The 16666-nt window shown below is 45.1% G+C and carries 9 protein-coding genes; 4 read left to right on the forward strand and 5 right to left on the reverse strand.

Annotated features, from left to right (window positions below):
* Positions 1 to 71: 71 nt before the first annotated feature.
* Together uvrA and NI465_RS07165 are read left to right on the forward strand one after the other, a co-directional pair.
* Positions 72 to 2903, forward strand: coding sequence for an excinuclease ABC subunit UvrA (gene uvrA / locus NI465_RS07160; protein WP_253144838.1), 2832 nt, complete (start codon positions 72 to 74; stop codon positions 2901 to 2903).
* Positions 2904 to 3020: 117 nt separating this feature from the next.
* Entirely contained in the window at positions 3021 to 3875 is an 855-nt protein-coding gene (locus NI465_RS07165; protein ID WP_253144840.1) for an AbiJ-NTD4 domain-containing protein, read from the forward strand.
* Between the two features lie 122 nt (positions 3876 to 3997).
* Here NI465_RS07165 and NI465_RS07170 read toward each other — a convergent pair whose 3' ends face one another.
* Positions 3998 to 5704, reverse strand: coding sequence for a GGDEF domain-containing protein (locus tag NI465_RS07170; protein WP_253144843.1), 1707 nt, complete (start codon positions 5702 to 5704; stop codon positions 3998 to 4000).
* A 1132-nt stretch (positions 5705 to 6836) separates the two neighbouring features.
* Here NI465_RS07170 and omp33-36 point away from each other — a divergent pair.
* Positions 6837 to 7730, forward strand: a complete 894-nt coding sequence (omp33-36, locus tag NI465_RS07175) for a porin Omp33-36 (protein ID WP_253144889.1) — start codon at positions 6837 to 6839, stop codon at positions 7728 to 7730.
* A 68-nt stretch (positions 7731 to 7798) separates the two neighbouring features.
* Here omp33-36 and NI465_RS07180 read toward each other — a convergent pair whose 3' ends face one another.
* The 4 genes from NI465_RS07180 to NI465_RS07195 form a co-directional block, all read right to left on the reverse strand.
* On the reverse strand, positions 7799 to 9769 hold the full coding sequence (locus NI465_RS07180) for a glycine betaine transporter (protein WP_253144846.1): 1971 nt from the start codon (positions 9767 to 9769) through the stop codon (positions 7799 to 7801).
* Positions 9770 to 9944: 175 nt separating this feature from the next.
* Positions 9945 to 10658: an ion channel gene (locus tag NI465_RS07185; protein WP_253144849.1), complete on the reverse strand. Its 714-nt coding sequence runs from the start codon at positions 10656 to 10658 to the stop codon at positions 9945 to 9947.
* A 245-nt stretch (positions 10659 to 10903) separates the two neighbouring features.
* Positions 10904 to 12610, reverse strand: coding sequence for a cation acetate symporter (locus tag NI465_RS07190; protein WP_005261570.1), 1707 nt, complete (start codon positions 12608 to 12610; stop codon positions 10904 to 10906).
* A gap of 1 nt (position 12611) precedes the next feature.
* Positions 12612 to 12944 carry a DUF485 domain-containing protein gene (locus NI465_RS07195; RefSeq protein WP_004281374.1) on the reverse strand — a complete coding sequence of 111 codons (333 nt, stop codon included), beginning with the start codon at positions 12942 to 12944 and terminating at the stop codon, positions 12612 to 12614.
* A gap of 183 nt (positions 12945 to 13127) precedes the next feature.
* On the opposite strand from NI465_RS07195, the gene NI465_RS07200 reads away from it, so the two are divergent.
* Complete coding sequence (locus tag NI465_RS07200; protein ID WP_044111366.1) at positions 13128 to 16619, forward strand: hybrid sensor histidine kinase/response regulator; 3492 nt, start codon at positions 13128 to 13130, stop codon at positions 16617 to 16619.
* The last annotated feature ends 47 nt before the right edge of the window (positions 16620 to 16666 follow it).

Raw genomic sequence — 16666 nt, forward strand, 5'->3', positions numbered from 1 at the left:
TTTATTTGCACTTGAACATTTTTCATCCGGTATCATATAAGGGTTTTTGATGAATATTCTAGGATCCTTGCATGAGCCAAAGCCACATCCGTATTCGAGGCGCACGTACCCATAACCTGAAAAATGTGAACCTTGATATACCACGCGACAAGTTTGTGGTGATTACGGGACTGTCTGGTTCAGGTAAGTCCTCGCTTGCCTTTGATACCTTATATGCCGAAGGTCAGCGCCGTTATGTGGAATCGCTGTCTGCCTATGCCCGCCAGTTCCTCTCCCAAATGGAAAAACCGGAAGTCGATTCGATTGAGGGCTTGAGTCCAGCCATCGCCATCGAGCAGAAATCGACCAGTCATAACCCACGCTCTACCGTGGGAACCATTACCGAAATTTACGACTATTTACGTTTACTGTATGCACGTGTCGGTACACCGTTCTGTCCGGAACATGACCTGCCAATGGTGGCACAAACAGTCACTGAAATGGTCGATGCAGTCAAAGCACTGGAAGAAGGCACTGCTCTGTTATTGTTAGCACCGGTCGTGCGCGAACGTAAGGGCGAATATACAGCCTTGTTTGAACAGCTGCAGAGTCAGGGTTTTGTCCGTGCCCGTGTGGATGGCAAGATCATGGAAATTGATCCACCACCAGAACTGGACAAAAAGAAAAAACATACCATTGAAGTCGTGGTTGACCGCTTTAAGGTTCGTGATGATCTGGGCAACCGTATTGCAGAAAGTTTTGAAACCGCGCTACGTCTCGGCGGTGATATCGCCATTCTGTCCTGGATGAAAGGCGAGCATAGCGATCGCGTGTTTTCAGCCAAGCACTCCTGCCCGCAATGTGACCGCGCGGTGGCTGAACTGGAACCGCGTTTATTTTCGTTCAACAATCCCTTTGGTGCCTGTCCGGTTTGTGACGGTCTGGGGACCCGCAGCCATTTCAGTGCCGACAAACTGATTCCCAATCCTGAAGTCAGCGTTAGCCAAGGCGCGATTCGTGGCTGGGACCGTCAGCGTCCTTACTATTACAGCATGATCCAGAAAGTCGCCGAGCATTTTGGTTTTTCTCTGGAAACTCCATGGAATGAACTGGATGCCGACACCAAGAAAAAATTTCTGTACGGCACTGGCAAAGAAAAAATTGATCTAAGTTATATCGATGAACGTGGCCGACGTCATAATCGGGTCATTCCTTTTGAAGGAATTTTGCCGCATCTGGAACGCCGTTATCGTGAAACAGAAAGTAATTATGTGCGTGATGATCTGGCGCAGTATTTATCCAATGCTGCCTGTGATGCCTGTGATGGTTCGCGTCTGAATGAAATCTCGCGTAATGTGAAAATTCTGGACAAGACCATTGCCGACATTACCCGCATGTCGATTGGCGATGCTGAAAGCTATTATCAAGACATTCATCTGGAAGGTGCCCGTGGAGAAATTGCCGACAAGATTTTCAAGGAAATCCGTGAACGTCTGCACTTTCTGGTTTCGGTCGGCCTGAACTATCTCAGCCTGTCGCGTTCTGCCGAAACTTTATCTGGTGGTGAAGCGCAGCGAATCCGTCTGGCCTCACAGATCGGTGCCGGTTTGATGGGCGTGATGTATGTGCTGGATGAGCCATCAATTGGTTTGCATCAGCGCGATAACGACCGTCTGTTACAGACCCTGATCCGTCTGCGTGATCTAGGCAATACCGTCTTGGTGGTCGAGCATGATGAAGATGCAATTCGTGCCGCCGATCATATTATTGATATTGGCCCGGGTGCAGGTGTGCATGGCGGACATGTGATTGCCGAAGGGACTTATGATGAAATTCTGGCCAATCCTGACTCGCTGACCGGAAAATATTTATCTGGCAAGTTAAAAATTGAAGTCCCGAAAAAACGGATTCAACCGCCTAAGCCTGAAGAACAGATCAAGCTGATGGGTGCATCTGGACATAACCTGAAAAAAGTCGATCTGACCATTCCTTTGGGTATTATGACCTGTGTGACCGGGGTGTCGGGTTCTGGTAAATCGACCTTGATTAACCGTACTTTGTTACCTTTGGCGGCGACCCAGCTCAATGGTGCCACCACTTTAACTTCGGAAAAGTTTGAATCGATTGACGGTTTGCAGTTCCTCGACAAAGTCGTAGATATTGACCAGAGCCCGATTGGCCGTACCCCGCGTTCCAATCCGGCCACTTATACCGGTCTATTTACCCCGATTCGTGAACTGTTTTCACAGACACAGGAAGCCAAGGCACGCGGTTATGCAGCCGGTCGTTTCTCGTTTAACGTGAAAGGTGGTCGCTGTGAAGCCTGTGAAGGTGACGGCATGATCAAGGTGGCGATGCACTTCCTGCCGGATATGTATGTGCCATGTGATGCCTGTCATGGCAAACGCTATAATCGTGAAACGCTGGAAGTGAACTACAAGGGCAAGAATATTTCCGATGTCTTGCAGATGACCGTTGAAGATGCGATGCATTTCTTTGATGCCATTCCGGTGATTCACCGTCGTCTGGAAACATTGCATCAGGTGGGTCTGGGTTATATTCGTCTGGGTCAGTCTGCGACCACTCTTTCTGGTGGTGAAGCGCAGCGTGTCAAACTGGCACGTGAACTGGCCAAACGCGATACTGGTCAAACCCTATATATTCTGGATGAACCGACCACGGGTCTGCATTTCCATGATATTGCCAAACTGCTGGATATCCTGCATCAGCTCCGTGACAAGGGTAATACCATCGTGGTGATTGAGCATAATCTGGACGTAATTAAAACTGCCGACTGGGTGGTGGATTTAGGCCCTGAAGGTGGTTCGGGTGGTGGTATGATTGTTGCGGAAGGAACGCCGGAACAGGTGGTAAAAGTCAAAGCGTCACATACGGGTAAATTCTTGAAGCCGTTGTTGAAATAAAAATCTCCTCCTCCCCTCCTCTTTATCAAAGAGGAGAAATTCCCTCCTTTCGTAAAGGAGGGTTAGGGAGGATTTAAATTTAATAAGAAAAATTATTTGTTCTTTTAAGGTAAATAAATGCGATTTTCAGAACGATATGGCTATAAACCTGTTAGAGAAGTCATTCAAAAAGAAAGTATGGATGATAGTTTAAAAAATGCTTTATGGAATGCAGTCAATGTAAGTATTTTTAATAATTATTGTATTTTTAATAGACGAAATTCACCGATTAATGGAAGTAATCTAGAAACTTTTTTCATATCTTTATTCCATGGCTTTTTTAAAAGCAGAATTGATCAAATACCCTACTCTTTAGAAGAAACAATTAAATACATTGATTATTTATTTTTTGAAAAATATAAGTGGTATGAAATTTATGACTTAATTGAAGCATGTTTAGATTATTTTCCTTTCGAAACTAATGATAAAGAAGCCTTCGCAGATCTACTAAATTCTTATTTAGAAGCCGAAAAATCTGCTTATAAAATTATTAATTACAAAGTTATAGAAATAACATCCGAACAAGAAATCCAATCGATTGAGGAAGCTTTAAAACATACTAACGAATTTTCAGGTGTGCAAGAACACCTTCAACAAGCGTTAAAACTAATGGCAGATCGACAAAACCCTGACTATCGAAATTCGATTAAAGAATCTGTTTCGGCATTAGAAGGTATATGTCAAAAAATATTAAAGAAGGACAAAGTAACTTTAGGTGATGCAATTGGTCAAATTGAAAAACAATATCCAATACATCCTGCATTAAAAGCCAGTATTAAATCTTTATATGGTTATACATCCGATGCAGATGGTATTCGCCATGCAATGTTAGACGAATCAAATCTTTCTTATATCGATGCCAAATTTATGCTTGTTGCCTGCACAAATTTTATTAACTATCTCATCGACAAAACCAAAGGTCATCAAAATTAGATCACATGACTGGCGACATGGATGTCGCCCGTTCGACTGTGCTAAAGGGACTTAGCATCAGTCGAACAAATGCATTTTGCTACTTTTGTGCAGTTCAAAAGTAGAGAAAACAGTCTTTTGAACTAAACCTCTGCCACCGCATTACGTCCTTTGGCCTTTGCTGCAAACAAAGCATCATCTGCATTTGACAATAAAGCCATCCAGGACACGGCACCAATGGCAACCCCAATACTGACCGAAATCTGAATCTCGTCTCCTGCTGCAGTCACAATATGACGCTCAGCCACTTCAGCCCGAATGTTATCGGCCACAATCAATGCCTGCTGCATCTGGATATTTTCAATCAGCACCAGAAATTCATCGCCCCCATAACGCACCAGCAAATCTGTAGCACGGACATTAGCCTGTAAACGCTCGGCCACCAGCCGAATCACCTGATCGCCAATAATATGCCCATATTGATCATTCACCTGTTTAAAATGATCAATATCAATAATCATCAAACAGGTTTGACTCAATTGACCCGGCTGATTTTCCATAAAACGGATATATTCTTCCAGCGCGAAACGGTTCGATAATCCGGTCAAGGAATCGGAATGAGCAATATTCTTTAAACGGAATTCCAGCGCATCACGTTCTTGCAACATCTGTTGCAATTTCTGAATGGCAGCGAATAAGGAATCAGAATGATTCACTTCACGCAGCCGCATATCAATTTTCTGACGACCCGAGTTTTTAGACAAACTCAACAACATGCGGCGTGCCTGAATCAGCGGCAGGAATACCTGTTTACGTGCAAAAATCATGGTTGAAATCGCGGTCAGTAATGAAATCAGCGATACCAGTACACTCCAGATCAAACGCTGCATATTGCTGTTCATTTCCTGAATAGCGGCATCTCTGCTGTATTGCAGTAGGTAAGTTTGCAGGTCTACCACAGTCGCAAATTTATCTACGATCGCTTCAGTCAGCTCTGTTCCGCTCAAACGGTAGTCACGTTGCTCCAGACTGTCACTGATCAGCTCACTCACAATCGGTAAGCCTTGCTGAATAAACTCGGTTTCTACCCGCCGATGTAAACGGATGAATTCCTCAGTCTTATCTTTAACAGGTTGAATGGTATCAATCAAGGCCCACAAATAACGCACCTGATGTTGGGTCTGTAAAGAGCGGGTAATATTTTCAGTGGGAAGCGGAGCTTCAAAAGTCACATGCGCCATGATAGACGAGGCCACACGACCGGCCTGATCACGTAAATCAGATAAAAATAGAATCTGGCTGATATAGTTATTCAGAGGGGTGGACGAGCTATCTGAAGCCACCGCCACGTCACGCAAAAGTTCACGGCAACTTTCCCAGGCAGCAAACATGGCCAGAATTGCCTGATCAAGCTCTTGCGCACTGCGTTGCTGACGTGGCATCCGGGTATAGGCATCAACCTGTGCACGTCCTTTTTTCAAACTATTTTCAAGCTGTGAAAGTTGCTGACTCAGGTTGTTAAACCCGACCTCCGTCAAGACATCCGCGGTCTGGGACAATTGCCGATCCACCTGTTGACGATAGCTGATTAACTCTTGCTGATGCTGGGCAAATTCCTGCACCGAACTGGACATGGCTTTATTGGCAGGCGCACGCTCACGCGAAATTTTATTCGCCAGATCAGCGACCTGCTGTAAGGCATTCAATTGTTGATAAGTTTGTCTGGATTTTAAATAACTTTGACTGCTACTCACAATTAAGGGAATACAGATGCAAAGTAAACATAAAATAATAATCGACATCGACCAGTACAAACGTTTACTGATCCACTCAGAGCGTAAGGTATTCATGCTGTTGTATTACGCCCCAATATGACAATCAAAGCTAAATAGATTGATTATTATACAAATAAAACAGGATGGTCTTAAAGCCTTTAGTCTTACTTCACTTATGTTTTTAATGAATTTTTATCATCTATTATTTTTCAGATACTTAAGTTGGTTTATTTAAAATGTTAATGCAGGGTTTCATGACTACAATTCCCTATAAACTCTTACAAAAACAAGGGAATTTAAGCAGCTAAAAAAATATAAAAACTTGCTTTCTGCACCATTTACACCTGCAACAAATAGGTGCATAATGCACCGCATTAGGGCGAGTTAAATTATTCCTCAGCAGATATTTTAGTTTACCCGCAAATTTTGGCGAAAAACCCCCGATTTTCTATGAAAATTGGGGTTTTTTTTAGCTATTGAATTTTAGACCTACATTTTTACTTTTTAATATGCACTATTTTGGTGCTTAAAATTATTATAATATTTCTTCTTATGATCTTTTTTAATTAAAGGTTTTTCAGAAACGGAATGATCCGAAATAAAAAATACTAGACAAAAAAAAGCCCAACCTTGGGGAAAGCTGGGCGATAAAACAAAAAATTGTGGAGAATCAGGCTAAATCACTATGAAAATGTGAACTCTAACTTGATTTTCATATTATGTAAAATTCCCCTCAAAATGTAAAGCCGATTGCTTCAGTCAAGATTATAAAACATGCCCATTTAGCTCAAAAAAACAGACACACACTCTAAAGCCCAAGCTGATTACGCTCAAAAATCAAGCAATTCAATTAAAGGGATGATGCATCAAGCATCTTGCACTTCTTGACATATTTATGAATTAGCTCACCTATTTTTAATTGTTTTAATAGATAATTAAATAAAATTTAATCGTATTAAGTGATTTAAATAGTAACATAATTTCTCCTTAATCTTTAGTTAAAAATCTATATTTAAAGTCTAGATTTTTGTTATACAAGAGTTTTTATATAAAATAGCTTCGGAGTCTAATACTTGAATTTTACACAAAATTAATACAATGATTTAGCTTAAAAAAATAGCGATTTCGAATTGGATTGACTTAATAAATTGTTACAATACAATATGTTCAAAAGTTGTACACATCTTGTAACAAAACGGTAAATATCATGAAAAAACTCGGTTTAGCCACTGCTTTATTATTAGCCATGACCGGTGCTCAAGCATATCAATTTGAAGTTCAAGGTCAGTCAGAGTTCATCGACAACACTGTGAATGAACAAGACTTCACTGGTGCAGTTCAAGGTACTTACTACTTCAACAATGTTGATGCTTCTAAAGGTCCTTTAGCTGAAGCTGCTTTTTTAAACCAAGCATCTAATGTTTCTGCTGCTTATACATACGGCGAAGACGGACAAGAATTTGGTGACCGCACTGTGCACCATACTTTCGGTGTAAAAGGTGAAGCTTACATCCCAACTAAAGTTGTTCCTGCTTATGCAAGCGCTTCTTATAGCCATACCATCGCGGATAACAAAGCGGGTGAAGCAGACGACAATGGTGACCGTTATGCATTAGAATTAGGTGCATTACTCATCCCTAACTTCTTGGTTGCTGTGGGTTATACCAGCGTTGCTGACCAAACTTCTTATGATGCTTTCAACATGTTTAACAACGGTGTTGCTAAAGCTGCTCTTGAATCTGGCACAATCAATGAAGACCAAGACGCAATCACTGCCCGCACTAAATATGTAGGCGCGATTGACGGTACTAACATGTCAATTGGTTTTGAAAGTGGCCTAGTTTATGGCGAAGATACTGCCTACAACTTAGGTACAACTCTTTTCCTTAACCCACAGTTAAGCGTTGGCGCATCTTATATGGAATCTAGCTTTGCTGGTTCTCCAGACAAAGCTTGGGGCGCGAACGTAAACTACTTCATCACTCCTGCTGTTGCAGTTGGCGCATCTTATGTAAATGCTAACTACGAAGCAAATCTTGCGCAAACTGCTCAAGTTCGTGATACTCAAACGATCGGCGTAAATGCCAAATTCCGTTTCTAATTTCTGATTAGATTCTGAATCAAAAAAGGACGCATATTGCGTCCTTTTTTATTGTTTTATGACTCTGTTTACTCAGGCGTACGTACCAGACTTAAGAAGTGCAAATGACGTTCATATTGATCAATGATATCCTGCAATAGATCTTCTTGCGTCCACTCCATCACATCATAACCCTGCCCACCTTCTCTTAAAAAGACTTCTGCCTGATAGGAATCTACTCCCGCATTCTCCAGTTCAGCCATAAAGCTTGGACTTAAAGTCTGAGTGGCATTGACCTGATAGATAAAATTAATTTCATCCTGATGATCAACACGGAGCTGTATACCGTCTTCTAGCGGGCTAATCGCTACATGTAATCGGCGCCGTTTCAATTCACTTTGAAAGCTGAGAAATGCCTTATTCACCGTATTGTGAATATACTGCTGCACCTCTTCCTGAGTATGCGGATAATGCATGATCAGGCCTAAGCGCTGTTGCCAGCTGCGTGGATTCTGGATCGCACGCGGGGTAATCCGTGCGGCTTGCAGTGCATGCATTTTGGTGACATCCAGATGTAGGGCTTTGATTAATCCCCAACACATCAGCAGCATAATAAATGTAAATGGCAAAGCGCTCATAATCGTGGCCGATTGCAAGGCCTCTAAGCCACCGGCCAGCAAAAGGATGATGGCTAATAAAGCCATGAGTACGGTCCAGAACAGACGCTGCCAAGTCGGTGAATTATCACTTTTCGCTGTCAGATAATCAGTCACCAATGCCCCTGAATCGGCAGAAGTCACAAAGAACAGCATGACCAGTAAAGTTGCAATGATGCTGGTCACTGAGCTGAAAGGCAGATTGTTCAGAAACTCAAATAGGGCCACTGATGAATCACGCTGAACTGCCTCTAATAAGCCAGTATTGGCTTCATGCATAATGCTGTACAGTGCGGCATTGCCCATAAAGCCCATCCAGATCAGGGTAAATCCAGTCGGAATCAGCAATACACCCACGATAAATTCACGAATACTGCGCCCTTCCGAGACCCGGGCAATAAACATCCCAACAAATGGCGACCAGGAAATCCACCAGGCCCAGTACATGATGGTCCAGCCCCCAATCCAGCCACTCGGCTGATAGGCATACAAGTTAAAGGTCATAGCAAACAGGTTTGAAGCATACTGTCCGGCGTTCTGAATAGTCGTCTGTAATAGATAAATACTCGGACCCGCCACAAAGACAAAGATCAGCAACAGCAGTGCAAGCACCAAATTTAGTTCAGATAAACGTTTAATTCCTTTATCTAATCCAAAAAATACGGAAGTCGCTGCCATGGTACTCACGACAATGATCAGAATCACCTGAGTGCTAGGTGCCTGTTCAACACCAAACAGGTAATTCAAGCCTGAATTGATCTGTGTGACCCCAAAACCCAGTGTGGTGGCCACACCAAATACCGTACCAATAGTGGCAAAGGTATCTACGCCATCTCCAATCGGACCATAGATCTTTTGACCAATCAGCGGATACAAGGCCGAACGGATTTTTAAAGGTAATTGATGCCGATAAGCGAAATAAGCCAGCGACAGGCCAACAAGCGTATAAATTGCCCAGGCATGTAAGCCCCAGTGGAAAAAGGTAACCCGCATAGATTGTTGTGCAGCCAGCACAGTTTCCGGTTCACCGGCAGGTGGCGTAACATAATGCATCACCGGTTCGGCCACACCAAAGAACATCAGTCCAATCCCCATCCCTGCGGTGAATAACATCGCAAACCAGGAAGCACTGCTATATTTTGGTTGACTATGGTCGGGCCCCAGTTTGATTTTGCCCATATCCGACAAAGCAATATAAACCAGAAGGATGAGAAATATCGCCACCGACAATACATAGAACCAGCTAAAGGAAGTGGTAATCCACTGGTTCAGTTGCTGGGTGAACACTGAAAAAGCATCGGGTGCAAATACTACCAACGCTAAAAATATCGCAATAATAGCGACAGTACTGATAAAAACATTTGGATTGATATTGGCAAACCAGGATGGTTTCGTGGAAGGCATACATCCTCCATTTTTTAAAAATTGGATCGACAAACAGCGTCAAATAATTATTGGTAAGGTCAGAATGATCAGACAGATTCAATCTATGGGAGCTAGATCTCCTGCTATTTTAGGAGGTGACACAAAATAAAGCCGTTAAGTTACTGTAACAAATACAATAAAAGGATGAACTCCATTACTCAGGCGGGTTTTCTCTATTTTTCACGTTATTTTTATGCGGTAGACGTGCAATATATTGCAAGGCAATTAAGCGGGACACAATCAGCGCCAGATACATCACCCCCACAAACATCTGGATAATCGCCAACATTCGTGCGACCGGACTGACCGGCATCATATCGGACAGTCCTGTTGCGGACTGTACACTGAAACTGAGAAAAATCAGATCCAGCCAGGGTTGATAGGCTTGCAGATCGGGATCTGAAAAGCTGTACGGTACCAAGAGCTGGCAAGTACTGTAAAGAAAGGCAAAGCCCCAGGCCAGCAAGGTAAATACCGCCCCAGCGGCAAAGAGTTCATCCTTGGTCAGATAGCGGTCATGAAACATATAACGTAGCAGGCCATAGGCTGCACTGAAATAAGCACCGGCTTCAAACAGGTTGGCGGTGACATGGATCCAGGTATAACGCAGGCCCAGCACAATCAAAGAGGAGAAGAAAATCGCGCCGGCGACAAAGCTGAGTCCTAAAATGGTAAACATCGGAGTCTGGCGAATGACTCTGGCAATCACCAGCAAAACCAGAACACCCAGCACCCAGGTTCCCGCCCGATAAGACACGCTTTCATAACTCAATACCGACAAGATCAAGATCAGCAATTGCAGGCACAACAACCATGCCGAGGGCAAATGGGTAAAGCTGTTCCAGAACTGTTGCAGAGATTGCTTCATAATGCCCTTCTTGTTGCTCTTCTTGTTACTATCGTCATGTAGGGAACACATTGTTATTGTTAGCAGCTTTTAACATAGCACGCTTAAATCCGCTTGCAGATATGCGATTTGTATGAAAATTACTGAAATAACGCTGCACAAATCCAGCCATCTCAATTCAATACGGCGTTTATGCTAAAGAGAAAGCTTGATTATATCTCCATAAAAAAAGCCCCTGACGGGGCTTTTTTAGCGTAGCGCAGATCTTAGTGATCCGATGCGCCTGAGATACCAATACCGGTTTGTGAACGTACAAACTGGGCATCAAAGGCTTTGCGTTCTGCCTGAGCCTGTGCCGAATTATCCGTCACAGAGAACAACCAGCAGCACAAGAATGACAATGGCATCGCGAAGATTGCAGGACCATTGAACGGGTTCACTGGCGTATCAGAAATACCCAAAGTATCGACCCATACTGCTTTAGACAGCACAATCAAGGTTACTGCGGTTACCAGACCGGCAACACCACCAATAACTGCACCACGTGTCGTCAAGCCTTTCCAGAACATAGACAATACCAGTACCGGGAAGTTGGCACATGCCGCAACCGAGAATGCCAGGCCGACCATGAAGGCTACGTTTTGTTTCTCGAACAGAATCCCGAGAATCATTGCGAAGATCGCAAGACCTAAAGTCGCGATTTTAGACATACGTAGTTCAGATTCAGGCGTGGTTTGGCCTTTCTTCAAAACGTTGGCATACAAGTCATGCGAAATTGCTGAAGCACCTGACAGGGTCAAACCAGCAACGACCGCAAGAATCGTGGCAAATGCAACTGCAGAAATGAAGCCCATGAACAGGTCGCCGCCCACTGCATCAGACAGGTGCACCGCCGCCATGTTATTACCACCCACCAGCTCCAGCTTGCCAGTCACAGCCATTTTCGCAACATCAAGGAATTGCGGGTTGTTCGATACATATAGAATCGCACCAAAACCAATGATGAAGGTTAATAGGTAGAAATAACCAATAAAACCTGTAGCAACTACGACTGATTTACGCGCTTCTTTGGCATCTTTTACCGTGAAGAAACGCATCAGGATATGTGGCAGACCTGCGGTACCAAACATCAATGCCAGACCTAAAGAAATCGCATCAATCGGATTAGATGCCAGACTACCCGGACCCATGATTTTGGTCGCATCTGTCAGGCTCAAGTCATGTACTTTTGAGTAGACACCAATCGCCTGTTCAAACATGTTGGTAAAGCTGAAGCCCACACCTTTCATAACCATGAATGCCATAAAGGTTGCACCAGACAGCAACATCACCGCCTTGATGATCTGTACCCAAGTGGTTGCCAACATACCGCCGAACATCACGTAGGCCATCATCAACAAGCCAACGATCACGACTGCAATGTTATAGTTCAGACCGAATAGCAGTTTGATCAGCTGACCTGCACCCACCATCTGTGCAATCAGGTAGAATGCAACCACAACCAGCGAGCTTAAAGCAGCCAAGGTACGTACCGGTTTTTCCTGTAGACGGAAAGACACTACGTCTGACAGGTTGTATTTACCCAGGTTACGCAGACGTTCTGCCACCAGGAACAATACGATCGGCCAGCCCACCATGAAACCCAGTGAATAAAGCAAGCCATCAAAACCGGACAGGAACACCATCGCGGAAATACCCAGGAACGATGCAGCTGACATATAGTCGCCGGCAATCGCCAGGCCATTCTGGAAACCAGAAATACCGCCACCGGCCGTATAGAAGTCTTTGGTATTGGTGGTTTGTTTTGCTGCCCATTTGGTAATAAACAGCGTAGCACCTACGAAAATCACAAACATGATAATCGCATGCCAGTTGGTCGCCTGCTGTTCTGCTGCACCCAGATCAGGACCAGCGAATGCAACGCCTGAAGCCACTGTCGTGGTCGCCAAGGCAATAAGAGAATTCCATTTCATCTTAGTGGTGTCCTTTTTCATGAGCAATCGCTTCGACTTCACGGATTGCTTCTTCAGTCAATTGATCAAGTTTGTTATTGGCAATGTAGGAATACACACCACACAAGATAAACGACAGGACAATGATACCCAGACCAAGTGGAATACCCCACGTGGTCACACCACCTGAAATTGAAGACAATAGAAATTCTTTGTTGTAACCAACCAGCAACATGAAACCCACATAGACAAATAGCATAATGCCGGTCAACGTCCAGCTGAGCATACTTTTCTTGCGGACCATTTCCTTGAATTTTGGATTTTGTAGAATACGATCTACTTGTACCTCATCCATAATTACTACTCCTGTAGCCCAACCTTGGGCTGCCTATTTTTTAATTCGAATTATCACTGTTGCAAGTTAACAATAATCGTAGGTGCTTGTAATTTAGACTTTGGTCGTTAAAAAATGATCAATTTAAACTGTAGCGTTCACGATGCGTTATCATAGCGGCATGCTCAGTACACATCAGGCTATATGAACAGTTGGCTCATCATAGGGGTACTCGCCCTCTATATCGCATTACTCTTTATCTGCGCTTTCTACGGGGAAAAACATGCCAGCCGGCTGAGTACCCGTGGGCGCATGCTATTGTTTAGTTTAACTTTAGGCGTCTACTGTTCCTCCTGGACCTTTTATGGCGCCACGGGTGCTGCGGTACGTGAAGGGATTATTTTCCTGCCGATCTATCTGGGTCCGCTGCTCTTCGTTGCCGTCGGCTATGACATCTGGCGTCGTCTGGGACGGGTGAGACAGCATCATGCCATTTCTTCGATCGCTGACTTTGTCGCAGCACGCTATGGTAAAAGTGGTCCCCTCGCCTCGCTGGTAACCATTCTGGCGGTGGTAGCGATTGTGCCTTATCTGGCCTTGCAGTTACGTGCGATTGCCTTAAGTGCCGCCGTCATTCTGGAACCTTCCGCAGGTGTAACCGGCACGACCAATGGCGTACTGTTTCTGACTGGGGTTCTGGCAATACTGGCGATGATGTTTGGTACCCGGCAGATTGCCAATACTGAACAGCATGGCGGCCTGATGCTGGCCGTGGCATTTGAGTCTTTTGTCAAACTCTTCGCCCTGCTGGCAGTTGCCTGTTTCTTTATGTTTGAAGCACCAGAAAATCTGGCACAGATCAGTACCGATATCAGCACTACTTTTCATGATGTACAACTGTTTGGCGTGCCACAAAGTTTCTGGATTCAGACCCTGCTCGCGGCACTGGCCATTATCTGCCTGCCGCGTCAGTTCCATGTAGCTGTGGTTGAGCTACGTGATGAAAAACATATTCGTGGTGCGCGGCGTTGGTTTGCAGTTTATTTGATTCTGACTACCTTGGCGATTATTCCAATTGCCAGCTGGGCGCTACATGCTGCACCGCAATATCTGGCCATTCCGGATGTGGCGGTCCTGTCCTTACCACTTAGCTATAATCAGGACTGGTTGACCTTATTGGCATTTCTGGGTGGTTTCTCTGCCTCTACCGGGATGCTGCTGGTGTCTTCCGTGGCACTGTCAATCATGCTCAGCAATGACCTGATCATGCCGGCGTTGTGGCGTTTAAAGCTGATTTCCCGGCATGACAAACGCTTGCCGCTGGTGCTGAAATTTACCCGCCGGGTCTGTATTCTGGGCGTGATGTTGATGGGCTTCCTGTTCTTCAATTTCTTTAATGATATTGACCAGTTGTCGGTTTTTGGTCTGTTGGCATTTAGTGCGGTGGCACAATTCGCCCCAGCATTAATTGGTGGCCTGTACTGGCGTGGCGGTAGTAAACAGGGTGTCTATGCTGGACTCCTGACCGGTTTTGCCTTGTGGGCTTATACCCTGCTGTTTCCAACGATTTTGCGAAGCCTGCCAGAAGCCTATAGCAGCTTTAGCCAAAGCTTGCTGAATCAAGGACCTTTTGGCTGGAACTGGTTAAGACCGGAAGCCCTGATCGGTTTTGAGTCTTTTGATCCGCTCACGCATGGAGTAGTTTGGGCACTGGGCTTAAATACCCTGCTGTATATCTGGATTTCCCGTATTTTCCGGCCGAGTATTGCCGAACAGATTCAAGCCGAAAGTTTCTTCTATTATGAAACCAAGCCACTACCCTCGCAGAGCCCTTCAACCGAAGTCAGCTATTCGCATCAGGATGTCGCCCGTTTAAAAGTCGGTGATCTGATTACCCTAGCTAAACGCATTACCGGCGAAGGCCCAACCACACGCGCTTTCCAGCAGTTCTGCACCCAAAACAGTGTTGAGCTGAATGAAAACAGCAGTGCCAATGGCATGTGGTGGCGTTTCACCGAACAGTATCTGGCCGGAACTATCGGGGCAGCTTCAGCACGTACCCTGCTCACCACAGCCATGGTCAACAATGGTTTGGCATTGGGTCAAGTCGCCAATATTCTCGATCAGGCCTCGCAATGGCAACGCTTCAATCAGAACCTGATCATGACCATGATTGATCACATGACCCAAGGGGTCAGCGTAGTTGATGAAAATATGTGCCTGGTAGCCTGGAACAATCAGTATCTGAAACTGTTCGATTATCCGACCGATATTGTCTATGTCGGTTGTCCGATCGCCGACCTGATCCGTTATAATGCTGAACGTGGTGAATGTGGCCCAGGCTCGGTTGAAGAACATGTACGGAAACGGATTCACTGGATGCAGGTCGGCAGTGCCCATGAATTTGAACGGATTCGTAAAGATGGCAGGGTGATTCAGATGCGCGGCAATCCGATCGAAGGCGGCGGGTTCGTTACCACTTTCGCCGATATTACTGCCTTCCGTGAAAATGAAGCCGTGCTTGAAGCCCGCGTTCAGGACCGTACCCAGCAGCTGGCCGATGCATTGTCCGAGCAGCAACTGGCGCGTGAACAGGCCGATAAGGCCAATATGTCAAAAAGCCGCTTCATTGCAGCCGCCAGTCATGACCTGTTGCAGCCAATGCATGCCGCGCGCCTGTTCAGTACCGCACTCGAACAAAGCGTGCAGAATGATGAAGACCGCAAGACCTTACAACAACTGGATCGTGCTTTGCATGGTGCAGAAAGCATGTTGTCTGCCCTGCTGGATATTGCCCGACTGGAAGGCGGCACCATTCAGCCGAAACGTCAGGCTTATCCGCTGCATGACCTGCTCAGCGATCTGGAACTCCAGTTCAAATCCATCGCTGCACAGCGTGGTATCAAGTTCAGTGTGCATGATGCACAGTTCTGGATTGATACCGATCCACAATGGATTCGCCGCATTATCCAGAACTTTGTCAGCAATGCGTTGCGTTATACTGCCAGAGGTAAAGTGGTGGTGGGTGTGTTACGTTCGAGTAGTAGACCGAATCATATCCGCATTGGCGTCTGGGATACCGGACCCGGCATTGCCGAAGAACAGCGCATCAAGCTGTTTCAGGAATTTGAACGTTGCGGTCACACCTCACCTTGGGGTGAACAGGGTCTGGGTCTAGGTTTGGCGATCGTACAACGCATGACCAGCATGCTGGACTATCCGGTGCATGTATCTTCTGCGCTGGGCAAAGGCTCCTGCTTTATGATTGAAGTGCCTGTGATTGAGGCACCTAAAGTTGTTGCAGCACCGGTTCAGGCCGTACCTTTAAAGAGCAAGGCCTTTAAGATTCTATGTCTGGATAATGATGAAACCATTCTGGAAGGAATGTCGACCTTATTGACCAAATGGGGCTATCAGGTATTTAAAGCCACCGAACCTGAGCAAGCAGCCATGCTGATTCAGCAGGAAAATATTCAGGTTTGGCTGGTGGATCAGCATCTCAACCAAGACAAGATTGGTCTGGATTTCATTCTGGAACATCGTTCAAAGGATATTCCGGTCGCCTTGATTACCGCTGACTCCGATCCGGAATTACCGCAACGTCTGAAAGAGCTGAATATTGTTCTGCTGAAAAAACCACTGAAACCGGCATCATTACGTTCATGGTTATCTGGACTGAAAATTTCTGATTCCTAAATAGATACTGATCTGATCAATGCCCATTTCAAACCTTGAGATGGGCA

It is taken from the genome of Acinetobacter lwoffii, assembly GCF_024129855.1.
Lineage (GTDB): Bacteria > Pseudomonadota > Gammaproteobacteria > Pseudomonadales > Moraxellaceae > Acinetobacter > Acinetobacter lwoffii_L.

Excerpts from the sequence above, each read along its gene's own strand:
- NI465_RS07185 (WP_253144849.1), bottom strand. The coding sequence starts at position 10,658 with ATGAAGCAATCTCTGCAACAGTTCTGGAACAGCTTTACCCATTTGCCC.
- NI465_RS07170 (WP_253144843.1), bottom strand. The coding sequence starts at position 5,704 with ATGAATACCTTACGCTCTGAGTGGATCAGTAAACGTTTGTACTGGTCG.
- omp33-36 (WP_253144889.1), top strand. The coding sequence starts at position 6,837 with ATGAAAAAACTCGGTTTAGCCACTGCTTTATTATTAGCCATGACCGGT.
- NI465_RS07190 (WP_005261570.1), bottom strand. The coding sequence starts at position 12,610 with ATGAAATGGAATTCTCTTATTGCCTTGGCGACCACGACAGTGGCTTCA.
- uvrA (WP_253144838.1), top strand. The coding sequence starts at position 72 with ATGAGCCAAAGCCACATCCGTATTCGAGGCGCACGTACCCATAACCTG.
- NI465_RS07180 (WP_253144846.1), bottom strand. The coding sequence starts at position 9,769 with ATGCCTTCCACGAAACCATCCTGGTTTGCCAATATCAATCCAAATGTT.
- NI465_RS07165 (WP_253144840.1), top strand. The coding sequence starts at position 3,021 with ATGCGATTTTCAGAACGATATGGCTATAAACCTGTTAGAGAAGTCATT.
- NI465_RS07195 (WP_004281374.1), bottom strand. The coding sequence starts at position 12,944 with ATGGATGAGGTACAAGTAGATCGTATTCTACAAAATCCAAAATTCAAG.
- NI465_RS07200 (WP_044111366.1), top strand. The coding sequence starts at position 13,128 with ATGAACAGTTGGCTCATCATAGGGGTACTCGCCCTCTATATCGCATTA.